This is a genomic window from Corynebacterium gottingense, from assembly GCF_002285125.1.
Taxonomy (GTDB): domain Bacteria; phylum Actinomycetota; class Actinomycetes; order Mycobacteriales; family Mycobacteriaceae; genus Corynebacterium; species Corynebacterium gottingense.
Window position 1 is genome coordinate 98,002 of sequence record NZ_NSGN01000002.1, and the last position, 16,126, is coordinate 114,127.

Below are 16,126 nucleotides of genomic sequence, written 5' to 3' on the forward strand. Positions count from 1 at the left end.
GATCATGTGCGCTACGTTACACAGCCGGGCGGACTACCGCGCCGATTTCACTGATTAAAATTCACATCCCACTTTTTGGGAAGCCGCGCGAGTGTGACCGACGGCACCGTTCAGGCCCCCTGCCCCGGACTAAACTCAAACAGACTATGCCGTTCACATATATTCTGCTCGAGTGGTGGCACTGGATCGCCGAAACCGGCATCAACCTCGCCCTCCTCTTCGTCCTCGCGCTGCTGGTGCCGCGCGCCGGCCGGTTTATTAACCGCTACTTCGAGCGCCAGGTCACGCGCACGACCGATGTGGACGAGGGCAAGAGCCGACTCGCCCTCGTCGGCGTGGCGGTCTACATCGGCGAAATCGTCGCCTACTTCCTCCTGCTCATCTTCGCGCTGCAACAGATCGGCTTCTCGCTCGCCGGCGCCGCGATCCCCGCCACCGTCGTCTCCGCCGCCGTCGGCTTCGGCGCGCAGAGCATCATCGCGGACTTCCTCGCCGGCTTCTTCATCCTCACCGAAAAGCAGTACGGCGTGGGCGACTACGTCTCGTTCCAAGGCAGCGGGGTCGACATCGAGGGCGAAGTCATCCAGATCACCATGCGCGCGACGCAGATCCGCACCATCGAGCAGGCGACCGTCTCCATCCCGAACTCCACCGCCCGCGTGTGCATCAACCAATCCAACTACTGGTCCAACGCGATGGTGGTCATCCCCGTCCCGCTGCTCGGATCCCGCTCCGCCGACGAGGCCATCGCGCGCTCCGAACGCGCCGCGCGCCGCGCCCTCGCCCAGCCGGAAATCGCCGACACCGTCCGCGATGAGCTGCAGGTCCACCCCGCCGTCGGCATCGCACCGCCCGCCACCGTCGGCTCGCCCTGGACCGTGGACATGCGCTTCCTCGTGCGCGTCGACCCGCTAGCCCAGTGGATGGTCGAGCGCGCAATCCGCGTCGCCATCCTCGACGAATTTTGGAACGAGTACGGCTCCGCAACGACGCTCGACGGGACGCTTGTCGACGCCCCCGTCACCCCTCCACACACGCATCACTCCGGCGTCAACCCGCCCGAGGCACCCTCTCCTGTTCGTCCTCCCGATGCACTGGATGCGACAGACACGACGGAAACACCAGCACCGTCGCCCTCCGCCGAAGCGACGAACTGCCCGACCCCTCCGCACCCGGTAGACGATCCGGCCGCAGCACCCACCCGGTCTGACCCCGCTTCCTTCGCTGCCCACGGCGACAACGCGCGCACTGACGACGCCCCCAGCACCGATACAGGCAGCGACCACCGCACCTGGTTCTTCTCTTCGCCACAACGGGTACTCAACGGCATCATGCGAATGTCTACCCTCGTATTGCTGGCGATCTTCGGCGTCCTCTTGCTCATCCGTGGCTTCATGGTGCAACCAGGCGAAGAAAGCGAGGCAAACAGCGGCTTCCTCGCACCTCCCGCCCGCACCACCGCGCAGACGACCGAGACCGTGCCGGACGCTGAGGACGTCGCCCCCACCTACGAGCAAACCGAACCGGAGTTTACTGCCCCAGCCCAGCCCACCACTGAGGCCCAACAGTCCACTGAGCACACACCTTTGGAAACCTCGAGCTCAGACGAAACCGTCCGAAGCAGCGACGCGCTTCAGAGCCCGACCGCCTCTGAGTCTGCACTCCCACAGGTCACTGAGTCCGCAACGCTCTCCACCGAGCCTTAAAACGACCGTCCTATGCTGAAAAGCCCCAAACTGTATTAGACGTTGGAAACAGGGGCTCGGTTCTGTTTCGGGGCGATATTGGAATACTTCTCGCACTTTGCCGTTTTCCCTGGTCATGGGGTGCTTGTTGCGGTTATTATGTGGGGCATGGACTACATTGACGCGCTTGTTACCGCCGACAGGAACGGCATCTCCATCATTGCCGATGCCGCCGGCGCAAGCGTTGATGCGCTCAACTCTCGCGGGTGAGACCAGGACCGTGCCGAGCACTTGGTGGATACGGCCGGGGTGTTTTACGGCCGTGTGAGTATCGGACAATAATGCGTAGTCCTCCAAGGGTCTGGACACAGGAGCTCTCCCCTTTGCTCAGTGGTGCGACCAGAAGGAGAAGAAACATCCACCCCGGTGCACCCGCTGCAGTGACAACGACCCATCGCCCGCAGCAGGTGGCAATCGTCACGGTTACCCTTCTTTTTCAGATTCCTGTCCTCGGGGTCAGAAAAAGACGGGGACCTGTCATAGGTCAGTGAGCATCTGCTGCATCTGAGCGATCTCGGCCTCCTGGTCGTTGATAATTTGTTCGGCCAGGGTGATCGCATGGGGATTCTGGCCGTCAGCAACCTCGTCACGGGCCATGTCGACCGCACCTTCGTGGTGGGCGGTCATCTGCTCCAGGTAGAGGCGGGCGGCCTCGGTGCCCTGGGCTTCCTCAAGGGCTGTCATGTCCTCCTGGCTCATCATCCCGCTCATGCCACCCATCTCGCCGTGATCCATTCCACCCATCTCGTCACTGGCCCCCATGCCCCCAGAGTCGGTGACCGGCTGCTGGCCCCAGGCCTCGAGCATGGCGTTCATCCGGTCAATCTCCAGTCCCTGGGCGTCAATAACCCCCTGGACAAACTCCACGACCTGGGCGGGGATACCCTCCTTGGCCAGGAGCATCTCACTCATCTCCACGGCCTGCTGGTGATGAGGGATCATCATCTGGGCAAACATGATGTCCGCGTCGTTGTGATCGGCGGAGATCTCCCCGTCCGCATCAGTCGTCGCCGTGGTGGTCTTGGTCGTCTCAGCGGTAGTCTTCGCAGTGCTGGTGGCCGAGGTGGTGGCGTCGGTGATGCCCGACTCGGTGGCCTCACCGCAGGCGGCCAGCGCCAGGGTGGAGGCCACGGCGAGAGCGGAAAGCACAAGGGTGCGCTTCATGGTGGAGCCCTTTCAGGGTCATATGGGGTCAGTGGAGAAAAGTGGTGGATCAGTGGACGGCGGTGGATTTCGGAGTAGGCGTGGTGTGTTCCTCCTTCGACTCGGTGGGAGCCAGGTGGGCCGGGTCCAGATCAATCCGGCGCAACAGCTGGGCGTTCAGGGCCACCACGATGGTCGAGGCAGACATCAAGATCGCGCCCACGGCCGGGGACAGCACGAACCCGATCGAGGCGAGCACTCCGGCGGCCAGCGGCACGGCGAGGATGTTGTAGCCAGAGGCCCAGATCAGGTTCTGGATCATCTTGCGGTAGCTGGCCTGGGACAGCTCAATCATCGACAGCACTGCCCGCGGGTCATCACTGGCTAGGACCACCCCGGCAGATTCCATGGCCACATCCGTGCCGGCACCGATGGCGATACCGACCTCCGCGCGGGTCAGAGCGGGGGCGTCATTGACACCGTCACCGACCATGGCCACGCTCAAACCCCGGTCCTGCAGCTGCATGACCTTGGTGTCTTTGTCCTGAGGCAGGACCTCGGCGAAGACCTCATCGATCCCCAGGTCCTGGCCAACCGCCTGGGCCACCTGCTGCGCGTCACCGGTGATCATCGCGACCTTCACCCCGCGGTCCTGCAGGGCTTTCACGGCGGCGCGAGATTCGGAGCGGATCTTGTCCTCGACGGCCACCGCACCGATGATCTGACCGTCGCGGACAATATGGAGCACACCGGCCCCACGCCCGGTCCAGGCGCTGGTGGTGTCGGTGAGCTCGGCCGGGGTAGTGAGGTTGAACTCGCGCAGCATGTTCGGCCCGCCCACGAGGATCTCAGCGCCATCGACAGTGGCCCGGACCCCCCGGCCGGAGGCGGCGCTGAAACCAGTTGCACGCATTTGCTGACGGGAGGCCTCGGGATGGGCGGCCGCGGCCGCCACGATGGCGCGGGCCACGGGGTGCTCACTGTCGGCCTCCGCGGCGGCGGCCAGGGCCAGCAGCTCGCCCTCGGTGACGCCGCCAGCTGCCGCGACACCGGTGACCGCGTGCGCACCCTCGGTCAGGGTGCCGGTTTTGTCGAAGAGCACCACGTCGATGGTGCGCATCCGCTCGAGCGTCATCCGGTCCTTGATGAGCACCCCGGATTTCGCGGCCCGCTCGCTGGAGATCGCAATGACCAGCGGAATCGCCAGGCCCAAGGCATGCGGGCAGGCGATGACCAGCACCGTGACCGTGCGCACCACGGCATCGTCCGGGCTGCCGATAATGGTCCACACCACCGCGGTGATCAGAGCGGAGATCAGCGCGAACCAGAACAACAACGCCGCCGCCCGATCCGCCAGGGCCTGGGCCCGGGAGGAGGACTCCTGGGCGTCGGCAACCATGCGTTGGATCCCGGCCAGGGCGGTGTCCCCGCCGGTAGCCTCCACCCGGATGCGGACGGTGTTGTCGGTGGCCACGGTACCGGCGACCACCTTGTCACCGGTGTCGCGGAAGACGGGACGGGATTCGCCGGTGATCATCGCCTCATCGAATTCGGCGGCTCCGTCGATGATGGTTCCGTCGGCCGGCACCCGGGCACCGGCCCTCACCAGCACGACGTCGTCGACGACCAGCTCGGAGATGGCCACGGTGCGGGTGGTCCCGTCGATGACTTTCTCGGCCTCATCCGGCAGCAGGGCAGCCAGCGCGTCAAGCGCGGAGGACGCGGCCCCGAGAGCGGACATCTCCAGCCAGTGGCCCAGCAGCATGATGGTCACCAGCAGGGCCAGCTCCCACCAGAAGTCCAGCTCAAAACCGCCCAGCCCCAGAGTGGTGACCCAGGAGGCGACAAACGCCACGGTGATGGCCATGGCGATCAGGAGCATCATCCCGGGTTGGCGGGATTTCAGTTCTTTCCATCCACCCTTGAGGAAAGGCGTTCCGCCGTAGACGAAGATGATCGTGCCCAGCACCGGGGGGATCCAGGTGGATCCGGGGAATGCCGGGAGGTGGTAGCCAAGCAGGTTGGCGACCATGGGGCTGAAAATAACGACGGGAATGGACAGAATCAGCGACCACCAGAAGCGGTCCCGAAACATTGCGGTGCTGTGTCCGGCGTGTTCGCCGTGACCATGAACGTGGTGGTCGTCGTCCAGGGCGGAATGCGGGTGATCGTGGGGCATCGCCTGGCCGTGGGTGTCGGCATCTGCGTGGTGTTCGTGGCTGGCATGATCCGGATGGTAGGTGTGGTCTGTTTCCGGAGCGGGGTGATCACCATGATGATCGCCGGAATGGTGGGGAGTGCTCATGACGTTCCTTTCCACTCAACCCGGTCGGGGTCGAGATGACGGGTAAAACTGATCAGGATAAGACGGTGTAGCCGGCGTCCTCGATGGCCCGGCGAACCATCTCCGGAGGTACGACACCGGTGACCGTGACGGTGGAAACTCCACCAGCAGCGAGATCAACCTGGACGTCGTCGACCTGGGGAAGGGCCTGAAGGGCCTGGGTCACCCTTTTCGCGCAGTGCCCGCAGGTCAGGCCGGTGACCTGGTAGCTAGGGGTAGACCCTCCTGCTGACGAGTCGCTGGTGGCAGGGCTGGAGGCGGTGTCGGCGCGTGAGGCAGGTCCGCAACAGCTGCAGCCGTGGGAGGCCATGGGCAAGAGGCGGGGCTGGGAGGTGATCATGGGAAAGCTCCTTCGGTTCGGTGGGGTGCGGCGATGCCGCCCTTTATCGTATACCCCCCTGGGGTATATTTCCCTAGCGTATACCCCACCAGGGTATATTTTCAAGGAGTGGAGGGCACGGCTCTCACGCGGGGCTGGGTCCTCACCTGCGCCTGTCTCCCGTGTCACTGAAATCTTGCACCAAGAAAGGTTAAATGATGATGAACGCGTATTCCCGACGACAGATTCTGCTCGGCGGGCTCGCCCTCGCCGGCACCGGGGCCGTGGCCGCCTGCACCAGCGATCCTGGACCCGCTGCCTCGGCACCAAGTCCCTCCCTTCGCCCCACTCCCACCCCCACTGCGCTCGGTGAGCCGACGGTGCGCCGGAAACTGACCGCCCGGCCCCTCTCGCTGGATATCGGCGGCATCGAAGCCAAGACGTGGGGATACGTCTCTGACACCGGGGATGCGGCCATTGAGGCCACCGCCGGCGACGTCCTCCAGGTCGATATCACCAATGAACTGCCTGAGAGCACCTCCATCCACTGGCATGGCATCGCACTCCACAACGCAGCCGACGGTGTGCCCGGCATGACCCAGGACCCCATTGAACCTGGCGAGTCTTTCTCCTATGTTTTTGAAGCCCCCCACGGTGGCACCTACTTCTACCATTCTCACACCGGCCTGCAGCTTGATCGCGGCCTCCACGCCCCACTGATCATCCGTGACCCGCAAGACGCTGAGGACCACGACGTCGAGTGGACCATCGTGCTCGACGACTGGGTCGATGGCATTCAGGGCACTCCCGAAGATGAGCTCGACAAGCTCACCGGAATGGGTTCGGGCGACCATAACGGGAGGATGGGAATGGGAGGTCACGGCCAGATGATGCACGGCACCCCGGACCGAGTACTGGGCGGGGATGCCGGCGATGTGATGTATCCGCACTACCTCATCAACGGACGTATCCCCCGCGCTCACCGGACCTTCGAGGCTCGCCCGGGCGACAAGGCCCGCCTGCGGTTTATCAACTCCGGCGGTGACACCATCTTCAAGGTGGCCCTCGGTGGTCACCGCATGACCGTCACCCACACCGACGGCTTCCCTGTCCAGCCCTCGGAGACCGAATCGATCTACCTGTCGATGGGCGAGCGTGTCGACGTCGAGGTCATCCTCGACGACGGCATCTTCCCGCTCACGGCTTTGGCGGTGGGTAAGGACGACCGCGCCTTCGCCGTCATCCGCACCGCCGGCGGCCAGGCCCCCAACCCCGATGTCGACTTCCCCGAGTTGTCGTCCACCGGACTGCTTCTGTCCTCCCTGAAGCCAGCAGACCGTGCACTCCTGCCCGAGGGCACACCAGACCGAGAAGTCAGCATCGACCTGGGCGGGCAGATGATGCCGTATGAATGGAGCATTCTCACCGACGGCCAATCCTCCTCCGCAACCGTGCAGGAGGGCCAGCGCCTGCGACTGGTCATGCGCAACAGGACCATGATGCCCCATCCCATGCACATCCACGGCCACACGTGGGCGCTGCCCGGCAGCGGCGGGCTACGCAAGGACACCGTCCTTCTCCGCCACGGTGAAACCATGGTCGCCGACCTGATCGCTGACAACCCCGGTGAGTGGGCATTTCACTGCCATAACGCCTATCACATGGAAACCGGGATGTTCAGCTCGCTTCGCTACGAGTAACCCCCACAGCAGGATTGAGTGCCGAGGTGGGCAGAGTCGCTGCAGACCACCCGCCGGGCAGCACGATGAGCTTCCTCGGTGTTGTGGTCTTCCGGGACAACCAGAACACCGTCCTCTTCCCCACCGCCCCGGAATAAGGAAATCTAATCGATGCCGAGCACACCCCCGTAGAGCCGCCATCGCGGTTGTCGCGGTACTCACCGCCGTGACCCTGGTGGCCTGTTCCTCAGGCGACGGCGCTCGAAACGCCGTCGCCGTCGGGGGCACCTTCCAGTACCACTCACCAGGAGGCCAAACCGAGATTATCTGCGTAAAGGAGGAACGTGCCCCGCTGCCGGATTTCTCCGGCCCGTCGCTGATGGAGAAGGGTGATGAGATAAGCCTGTCTGATTTTGAAGGCGAGGTCGTCGTCCTCAACGCTTAGGGCCAGTGGTGTGCACCGTGTCAGGCGGAAGTCGATGACCTGCAGCTTGTCCAGGAGACTCTCGATCCCCTCGGCGGCACGGTGCTAGGCATCAACATCCGTGACTACAACCAGACCATCGCCCAGGACTTCAAACTCGACAACGCGGTGACCTATCTCTCGATCTACGACCCGCCGTTTCGTATCGCTACGCACCCGCGCACCAATCGCCGCGTCCAGCCTCGCGCCGACTAGCATGTTGTGCATGACTGAGCAGTCTGATCATCAGCCGAAGGTTTTTCGTCCGTCTCGCGAGCACATCATTGGTGTTGTCCTCATGATTGGTATCGCGTTGATTGGTATTTCGTGGGCGCCGTTGGCGTTGGGGTGGTTGCTGCTGTTCCCGATCGGGTGGATTGTGTGGGTGCTTTCGTCTTCAACCACTGTCGATGAGCGTGGCATCGCACTGCGTTATGTCGTACGACCGAATACGCGCATCGCTTGGGATGAGCTCGAGGGGATCGGGTTTAAGGGGGCGCGCGCGATGGCGACGACCACCTCCGGCAAGGAGTACCCCATGCCCGGCGTGACTTTTAATTCACTGCCAGAGCTCGCGGAGGCGTCGCGCGGACGAATAGCGGACGTGATCACGGGCGCGCAGGAGGCTGCGGACGGCAAGTACGAGATCATCGACAAGGACAACCACCACGTTCTGCTGTCGCGCGAAGAGTATGAGGAGTACCTTAAGTCTCACCCTGATACGCCGGGCCCGCGTCCGAGCTAGCGCCCTTTCGCTTATCGACGCCCCCGTGCCCCCACCCCATCCCTCGTCGTAAGGAGCTTTTCGTGATTCCCCTTCGCTCGCGCGTGACCACTGTTGGCCGCCAAGCCGCCGGTGCCCGCGCCCTCTGGCGCGCAACTGGCACGGAGGAAAGCGAGTTTGGTAAGCCGATCGTCGCGATCGTCAACTCGTACACGCAGTTCGTGCCGGGCCACGTGCACCTCAAGCACGTCGGCGACATCGTCGCTGACGCGGTGCGCAAGGCGGGCGGCGTGCCGAAGGAGTTCAACACGATCGCCGTCGACGACGGCATCGCGATGGGCCACTCCGGCATGCTGTACTCCCTGCCAAGCCGTGAGATCATCTCGGACTCGGTGGAGTACATGGTCAACGCGCACACCGCCGACGCGATGGTATGCATCTCTAACTGCGACAAGATCACCCCAGGCATGCTCAACGCCGCGATGCGCCTGAACATCCCCGCGGTTTTCGTCTCCGGCGGCCCGATGGAGGCCGGCAAGGCGTTCGCGGTCGACGGTGTGACCAAGCCGAAGTCGGATCTCATCGACGCCATCGCGCTCTCCGCCAACGACGCGGTCTCCGACGAGCAGCTCGACGACATCGCCAACGGCGCCTGCCCCACCTGCGGTTCCTGCTCCGGCATGTTTACCGCGAACTCCATGAACTGCCTCACCGAGGCCCTCGGCCTCTCGCTGCCGGGCAACGGCACGACGCTGGCCACCCACACCGCCCGCCGCGACCTGTTCACCAAGGCCGGCGAGATGATCGTCGAGATGTGCAAGCGCTACTACGGCAACGGCGACGAGCGCGTCCTGCCCCGCAACATCGCTACGAAGCACGCGTTCCGCAACGCGATGGCCCTGGATATGGCGATGGGCGGCTCGACCAACACGATCCTGCACATCCTCGCCGCCGCGCAGGAGGGCGAGGTCGACTTCGACCTCACCGACATCGACGAGCTCTCCCACGTCATCCCCTGTCTGTCCAAGGTCGCGCCGAACGGCGAGGCGCACGTCGAGGATGTGCACCGCGCCGGCGGCATCCCCGCCATCCTCGGCGAGCTGCACCGCGGGGGCCTGTTGCTTGACGACGTCCACTCGGTCGCCTACAACTCCCTCACCGAATGGCTCGGCGACTGGGACATTCGCGGCGATCACCCGCTCGACGAGGCCATCGAGCTCTACCACGCAGCCCCGGGCGGCAACCGCACCACCGAGGCGTTCTCGCAGTCGGCCCGCTGGGACTGCCTTGACACCGACTCCGCCAACGGCGTGATCCACGACCTGGAGCACCCCATCACCTCCGACGGCGGCCTGGTCGTCCTGCGCGGCAACCTCGCCCCGGACGGCGCGATCCTCAAGACCGCGGGCGTCGAGGAAGGGCTCTGGGAGTTCACCGGCCCGGCTCGCGTGGTCGACTCGCAGGAGCAGGCGGTATCTATGATTCTGAACCGCGAGGTGCTCGAGGGCGAGGTCGTCGTGATCCGCTACGAGGGCCCGTCGGGCGGCCCGGGTATGCAGGAGATGCTGCACCCGACGTCCTTCCTCAAGGGCGCTGGCCTGGGGAAAAAGTGCGCGCTGATCACCGACGGCCGCTTCTCCGGCGGCACTTCCGGCCTGTCCATCGGCCACATCTCCCCCGAGGCTGCGCACGGCGGCCTGATCGGCCTGATCGAGAACGGCGACACCATCGCCATTTCGGTGGCGAACCGCGAGCTGAAGCTGGACGTGCCGGAGGAGGAGTTGCGGAAGCGTCGAGAAGCGATGGAGGCCTCAGAGCGCCCCTGGACGCCGAACCGCGTCCGAGAGGTATCGAAGGCGCTGCGCGCCTACGCAAAGATGGCGACCAGCGCCGACAAGGGCGCGGTCCGCCAGGTGGATTAGTTCGCGACCGGGTTCACGCCGGTGCCGAACCACCAGATCAGCCCGGCGGCGACCACGCCGAGCAGCGCGCAGATCCAGCTCCACGCGATGGGGCGGCGCGCCCACGAACGGTTGGCGTCCACCCCGTAGAAGCCCGGGCCGGTGAATTGCTGGCCCAGTGCCAGGCCGAACAGGATGATCGGCAGCCACGCCTCGGCGCCCCAGGCGAAGACGTTCCAGGAGTCGGTGGCGTCGACGATGCCGTGCACCGCCATGAACCCGGTCACGGCGACCGCCACCATCGACGCGATCGGCGAGAGCAGCCCGAGCACGAGGAAGACGCCGGCGGCGAGCTGCAGGATCGGCACCACGATGGCCAGGCCGTCGCCGTACGCGTAGTCGCCAAACGCGTCACGCAGCTCGGAGATGCCGTCGGAGCCGCCGAGGCGGAAGAGCGTGGTCACGGACGCGACGATGAGCCAACCGCCGAGCAGGAGGCGCAGCAGCAGCAGCCCAAAGTCAATGGTGCCGCGCTTCGCCCGCGGCTCCTCGACGCGCACCGGCTCCGGCTCGGCCACGGCTGGGGTCGGGTCGAGGTGTACGGTCTCGGTCGGCGATTCGGGGAACACCTCGGTCGGCGCAGCCTTGCCGGTCAGCGTCGCGGGCTGTTCGCTTGTCGACGCCCCCACCGCCGTACTCCCGGCAGTGTCCTCATTGCCGAGCGGCGCGTACGGCAGGCCGTCGAGCGGATCGAAATCATCAGGAGTGACGTCACGTGCGTTCTTCTTGTCCATGCCTGTAAATCTATGCCACGCGCCCCACGGCCGCTGGCAATCTCCTCGGCGCGCCCCCGCAAAACTTGGCTGACACGTCATCGTTTCGCGTGGATACTCGAGTCCATGATCTCCACCCCAGCACGCAACGCGTCCCCGGACGGCGAGTTCGTCCGCGACACCACCTATATCGCCGACTCCTTCAGCGCCGACCTCGCCCCGGGCAGCGCCCCGCAGCCCGCCGACGACGGCACCTGCGCCTGGCCCGTCGAGCCGGGCCGCTACCGGCTCATGGCGGCGCGCGCCTGCCCATGGGCGCACCGCGCGATCATCGTCCGCCGCCTCCTCGGCCTCGAAGACGCCATCTCACTCGGCCTGGCGGGCCCGACCCACGACGCCCGCTCGTGGACCTTCGACCTCGGCCCGGACGGCAAGGACCCCGAGACGGGCCTGCACTTCCTCAAAGACGCCTATGAGGCGCGTTTCCCGGGCTATCCGCGTGGGATTACGGTGCCGGTGATCGTCGAGAAGCAAACGCGCACCGCGGTCACGAACGACTTCCGCCGCATCCCCGTCGACTTCCAGGACGCCTGGGCGGCCCACCACCGCGACGGCGCCCCCCCGACCTCTACCCGCGCGAGCTGCGCGCCGAGATCGACGAGGTCGCGGACCGCGTCTACCACCACATCAACAACGGCGTGTACCGCGCAGGATTCGCCGGCTCGCAGGACGCGTACGAGGAGGCCTACGCCGACCTCTGGGAGCACATGGACCGGCTGGAGGACCACCTCTCGCGGCACCGCTTCCTCGTGGGCGAGCACATCACGCTTGCCGACGTCTACCTCTACCCCACCCTCGTCCGCTTCGACCCCGTCTACGTCGGCCACTTCAAGGCGTCACGCAACCGCATCGCGCAGATGCCCAACCTGCGCGGTTACCTCCAGGAGCTCTTCCAGCTCCCGGGCTTCGGCGACACCACCGACTTCCAAGAAATCAAGGAGCACTATTACATCACCCACGCGGAGATCAACCCCACCGGCGTCGTCCCCACGGGCCCCGACATGCGCTGGCTTATCGACGCCCACGAGCGCCACCTCCTCCCCGGCTCCCCCTTCGCCAACGGGGTCACCCCGCCGTGCCCCGTCCGCGCCGGCGAGGAGGTCAAGCACCCCGCGCCGTTCCAGCGCTAGTCGCGCGTGCCGCCGAGAACGCGCAGCGCCGCCCCGTCGAGGCGCATCGTCGACCAGTCGCCCATATCGTCGGCGCCCATCGCGTTGTAGAAGCCGATGGACGGCGTGTTCCACTTCAGCACGGACCACTCGACGCGGCGGTAGTCGTTCTTGACCGCGATGCGCGCGAGCTCCTGCAGCAGCGCCGTGCCGATCCCCCTGCCGCGGCACTCCTCGCGGACGTAGAGATCCTCCAGCCAGATGCCGTGGCGGCCCTCCCAGGTGGAGTAGCTCAAGAACCACAGGGCCATCCCCTCGAGTTCGCCGTCGTTGTCCGCCACCAGCGCGAACACACTCGGGTTCACGCCGAAGAGGTGGTCGCGGACGTCCTGCTCGGTCGACGTCACCGCGTCGGGCTCCTTCTCGTAGAGCGCGAGCTCGTTGATCATGGCGTAGATGGCAGCAGCATCGGCGTCGGTGGCCTGGCGGATTGTCGTCATGGGTCGTTAGCTTAGGCGAGAGCGGGCGGATTCCAGAATTGGGAGACACCAACGACCCTGCCGCACCCTCAATGTCACGAGAAGGTCACGTTTTACTGTGCGAAACGATCCCGCGGCCGAGGCGGCGCTGTGCGCACGCTGGGCGCGCGTGCGGGGCGATACGCTGGCGTTTCTTGGGGTGGGTGGTGGCGTCGAGAAGCGAAAAATGCCCGTACACACGCAAAATGGCCATTCGCGGGGGCGAGCGCGCTTTGTTAATATCGCCCCGGTTCATTTTTATCGTACGACTATTTTTCTAGGATCATTCCATGAAACAGACAATTCAGGTGGCCATGGCGCTCGTCGGCCTGCTCGTCGGCGCCGGCTTCGCCTCCGGCCAGGAAGTCATCCAGTACTTCCTCGCCTTCGGCTACATCGGCATCGTCGGTGCCGTGATCTCCGGCATCATCATCTTCGTCGTCGGCACCACCATCTTCCAGCTCGGCTCGTACTACCTTGCCGACGACCACTCCGTGGTGTTCAACCGCGTATCCAGCCCGATCGTGTCCAAGTACATGGACTACGCCACCATGTTCAGCCTCTTCGCATTCGGCTTCGTCATGGTCGCCGGCGCCGGCTCCAACCTCAACCAGCAGTTCGGATTCGCCCCGTGGATCGGCGCGACCATCATGACGGTCCTGCTCGTCCTGTCCGGCTTCCTCGATGTGGACCGCATCACGCAGGTCATCTCCGTCATCACGCCGTTCCTCATCATCGCCGTTTTCGTGGCGTTTGGCATCACCATCATGCACATGCCCGACAGCCTGCACGCGATGAACGACATCGCCCTGCAGCAGTCCCCCGCCGACGGCGTGTTTAACAACTGGCTGCTCTCCGCCGTCAACTACGGCACGCTGGTCAACATCATGGCGGTGTCGATGATGCTGGTCATCGCCGGCTCGCAGATGAACCCGCGCACCGCCGGCGTCGGCGGCCTGCTCGGCGGCCTCATCTTCGCCATCATGCTGGTCATCCTGAACTTCATCCTGTTCTTCAACATGGACAAGGTCGCGGGCAAGGACATGCCGCTGCTCGCCGTGTTTGACTCGATGCACCCGGTCGTCGGCGTCATCGTCTCCATCATCATCTACATGATGATCTACAACACCGCCGTGGGCATGTTCTACGCCATGGCCCGCCGCTTGACCAACAAGCACCCGGAGCGCTTCCGCATGGTGTACTTCATCGTGGTCGGCATCGGCTTCCTGCTGTCCTTCGTCGGCTTCGCGGACCTGATCAGCTGGGTCTACCCGGCGATCGGCTATCTGGGCATCATCCTGACCATCGCCATCATCGTCGGCTGGTTCAACGACCGCGACAACATCAAGGAGGAGACCAGCCGCCGCGAGCGCCTCGCCGAGCTCGCCGAGACCGCGCTCGACCCGTCCGAGGACGAGCTGACCGCCAAGGAGCGCAAGGAAGTGGAGCGGCTCGCCTCCGAGTCCCACGTCGAGGACTCCGACCTGTGGCACTCTGTCCAGGAGGAGGTCGCAGCAAACCTCGACGCTGACGAGGAGAACGAGTTCAACCTCGAGGACGCCCCCTCCCTCGACCCGGATCACGACGACTACGAGGGCGCGCCGGAGTCCGACGGCGACGGCATCGACTGGGACGCCTACAAGGAGGTCTACGAGACCGGGAGCTTCCCCGCCGTCGACCCGAACTCACCCAACGGCGTCAAGGGCAACGACGACACCCCGGGCGGCAGCACCCCGGTGAAGTAGCAGCTTCTCGACGCCCCCGCGCACGCAAAAAGGCGCTCCTGGTCCAAGACCGGGAGCGCCTTTCGTCGTGAAGCGAAAAACTGCGCCTAGGCGAGCTTCGCGGCGATCATCTTGTTGACCTCGCCTGGGTCAGCCTTGCCTTGGGTGGCCTTCATGACAGCGCCCACGATCGCGCCGGTGACCTTTTTGTTGCCCGCACGGTACTTCTCCACGATGTCCGGGTTCGCAGCCAGCGCGTCGTCGATCGCCTTCTCGATGGCGCCGTCGTCGCGCACGACCTCGAGGCCGCGGGCAGCGACCACCTCGTCCACGGTGCCCTCGCCGGCGATGACGCCGTCGATCGCCTGGCGGCCGAGCTTGGTGGTCAGCTTGCCTTCCTTGACCAGCTCAACCACACGCGCGACGTCGGCGGGGGCGACGCCGATCGCGTCGAGGTCCTTGCCCGCCTCGTTCGCCTTCGCCTGGATGTAGGAGACCCACCAGGCGCGGGCCTCGTCCGGGGTGGTGCCGGCCTCGACGGTGTCCACCACGAGGTCGAGGGCGCCCGCGTTGACCAGGTCGCGGAACTCCTTCTCCGGCAGCTGCCACTCCTCCTGGATGCGCGCGCGGCGCACCCACGGCAGCTCCGGCAGCGTCTGGCGGATCTCCTCGACCCACTCCGGCTTCGCAATCACCGGCGGCAGGTCCGGGTCGTTGAAGTAGCGGTACTCGCTCGCCTCCTCCTTCGGGCGGCCCTTGGAGGTGGAGCCGTCCTTCTCTTGGTAGTGGCGGGTCTCTTGGACGATCTCGCCGCCGTCGTCAAGCACCTGGGCCTGGCGCTGCATCTCGAAGCGCACCGCCTGTTCGACGGACTTCAGCGAGTTGATGTTCTTCGTCTCGGTGCGTGTGCCGAACTTCTCCTGGCCGATGGGGCGCAGGGACAGGTTGGCGTCGCAACGCATCGAGCCCTGGTCCATGCGCGCGTCGGACACGCCGAGGGCCTTGACCAGCTCGCGGAGCGCCCCAACGTACGCCTTGGCCACCTCGGGGGCGCGCTCGCCGGCGCCAATGATCGGTTTGGTCACGATCTCAATGAGCGGGATGCCGGCGCGGTTGCAGTCCACCAGCGAGGCGGTCGCGCCCGTGATACGGCCGGACGAGGAACCGAGGTGCGTGAGCTTGCCGGTGTCCTCCTCCATGTGGGCGCGCTCGATCTCCACGCGCCACTCGGTGCCGTCCTCCAGCTGCACGTCGAGGTAGCCGTCGTGCGCGATCGGCTCGTCGTACTGCGAGATCTGGTAGTTCTTCGGCTGGTCCGGGTAGAAGTAGTTCTTGCGCGCGAAGCGGGAGCTCTCCGCGATCTCGCAGTTGAGCGCCAGGCCGATCTTGATCGCCCACTCGACGCCCTTCGCGTTGACCACGGGCAGCGCGCCCGGCAGGCCGAGCGAGACCGGGTCAATATTGGTGTTGGGCTCAGCACCGAAGTGCGCGGAGGCGGTGGAGAACATTTTCGTCTCCGTCGCGAGCTCCACGTGCACCTCGAGCCCCATCACGGGGTCGTACTTTTCCAGTACTTCGTCGTAATCCATCAAGTCGTAGGCAGTCATGCGCCCCATTCTACTAA

General features: G+C 65.2%; 12 protein-coding genes and 2 pseudogenes. 8 read left to right on the top strand and 6 right to left on the bottom strand.

All coding sequences use genetic code 11. From position 1 onward, the window contains the following. Window positions 1–146 precede the first annotated feature (146 nt). A complete protein-coding gene (locus tag CKJ82_RS02605; RefSeq protein WP_095536912.1) occupies window positions 147–1,706 on the top strand; it encodes a mechanosensitive ion channel family protein in 1,560 nt (519 codons plus the stop codon). Between the two features lie 516 nt (window positions 1,707–2,222). On the opposite strand, the gene CKJ82_RS02610 is transcribed toward CKJ82_RS02605, so the two are convergent. Beyond that, the gene (locus CKJ82_RS02610) at window positions 2,223–2,909 is read right to left on the bottom strand and encodes a DUF305 domain-containing protein (protein WP_095536913.1); all 687 of its coding nucleotides are present in this window, start codon (window positions 2,907–2,909) and stop codon (window positions 2,223–2,225) included. 49 nt (window positions 2,910–2,958) lie between these two features. Then, complete coding sequence (locus CKJ82_RS02615; protein WP_240510648.1) at window positions 2,959–5,067, bottom strand: copper-translocating P-type ATPase; 2,109 nt, start codon at window positions 5,065–5,067, stop codon at window positions 2,959–2,961. Here CKJ82_RS02615 and CKJ82_RS11970 point away from each other — a divergent pair. Continuing rightward, window positions 4,993–5,232 (top strand): hypothetical protein, encoded by a 240-nt coding sequence (locus CKJ82_RS11970; RefSeq protein WP_240510668.1) that lies wholly within the window; start codon window positions 4,993–4,995, stop codon window positions 5,230–5,232. The genes CKJ82_RS02615 and CKJ82_RS11970 overlap by 75 nt on opposite strands. A gap of 13 nt (window positions 5,233–5,245) precedes the next feature. Here CKJ82_RS11970 and CKJ82_RS02620 read toward each other — a convergent pair whose 3' ends face one another. Continuing rightward, the gene (locus tag CKJ82_RS02620; protein ID WP_095536915.1) at window positions 5,246–5,572 is read right to left on the bottom strand and encodes a heavy-metal-associated domain-containing protein; all 327 of its coding nucleotides are present in this window, start codon (window positions 5,570–5,572) and stop codon (window positions 5,246–5,248) included. A gap of 197 nt (window positions 5,573–5,769) precedes the next feature. Between CKJ82_RS02620 and CKJ82_RS02625 the strand changes: the two genes are divergently transcribed. The 4 genes and pseudogenes from CKJ82_RS02625 (at window position 5,770) to ilvD (ending at window position 10,339) form a co-directional block, all read left to right on the top strand. Further along, a complete protein-coding gene (locus tag CKJ82_RS02625) occupies window positions 5,770–7,251 on the top strand; it encodes a multicopper oxidase family protein (protein WP_095535021.1) in 1,482 nt (493 codons plus the stop codon). Between the two features lie 178 nt (window positions 7,252–7,429). Then, window positions 7,430–7,864, top strand: a pseudogene (locus CKJ82_RS02630) (TlpA family protein disulfide reductase); the annotation flags it as partial. A 55-nt stretch (window positions 7,865–7,919) separates the two neighbouring features. Next, window positions 7,920–8,438 (top strand): PH domain-containing protein, encoded by a 519-nt coding sequence (locus tag CKJ82_RS02635; protein ID WP_095536916.1) that lies wholly within the window; start codon window positions 7,920–7,922, stop codon window positions 8,436–8,438. 62 nt (window positions 8,439–8,500) lie between these two features. Beyond that, window positions 8,501–10,339, top strand: coding sequence for a dihydroxy-acid dehydratase (gene ilvD, locus CKJ82_RS02640; RefSeq protein ID WP_095536917.1), 1,839 nt, complete (start codon window positions 8,501–8,503; stop codon window positions 10,337–10,339). Here the strand turns inward: ilvD and CKJ82_RS02645 are convergent. Further along, the gene (locus tag CKJ82_RS02645) at window positions 10,336–11,112 is read right to left on the bottom strand and encodes a DoxX family protein (RefSeq protein ID WP_095536918.1); all 777 of its coding nucleotides are present in this window, start codon (window positions 11,110–11,112) and stop codon (window positions 10,336–10,338) included. The two genes, ilvD and CKJ82_RS02645, sit on opposite strands and share 4 nt — an antisense overlap. Before the next feature lie 105 nt (window positions 11,113–11,217). Between CKJ82_RS02645 and CKJ82_RS02650 the strand changes: the two are divergent. Continuing rightward, window positions 11,218–12,281: pseudogene (locus tag CKJ82_RS02650) on the top strand (glutathione S-transferase family protein). Here CKJ82_RS02650 and CKJ82_RS02655 read toward each other — a convergent pair. Beyond that, a complete protein-coding gene (locus CKJ82_RS02655) occupies window positions 12,278–12,760 on the bottom strand; it encodes a GNAT family N-acetyltransferase (RefSeq protein WP_095536919.1) in 483 nt (160 codons plus the stop codon). The pseudogene CKJ82_RS02650 and the gene CKJ82_RS02655 sit on opposite strands and share 4 nt — an antisense overlap. Before the next feature lie 308 nt (window positions 12,761–13,068). Between CKJ82_RS02655 and CKJ82_RS02660 the strand changes: the two genes are divergently transcribed. Then, on the top strand, window positions 13,069–14,523 hold the full coding sequence (locus CKJ82_RS02660) for a YkvI family membrane protein (protein ID WP_095536920.1): 1,455 nt from the start codon (window positions 13,069–13,071) through the stop codon (window positions 14,521–14,523). An 86-nt stretch (window positions 14,524–14,609) separates the two neighbouring features. On the opposite strand, the gene gatB is transcribed toward CKJ82_RS02660, so the two are convergent. Beyond that, window positions 14,610–16,109, bottom strand: coding sequence for an Asp-tRNA(Asn)/Glu-tRNA(Gln) amidotransferase subunit GatB (gene gatB, locus CKJ82_RS02665; RefSeq protein ID WP_095276239.1), 1,500 nt, complete (start codon window positions 16,107–16,109; stop codon window positions 14,610–14,612). Window positions 16,110–16,126 lie beyond the last annotated feature (17 nt).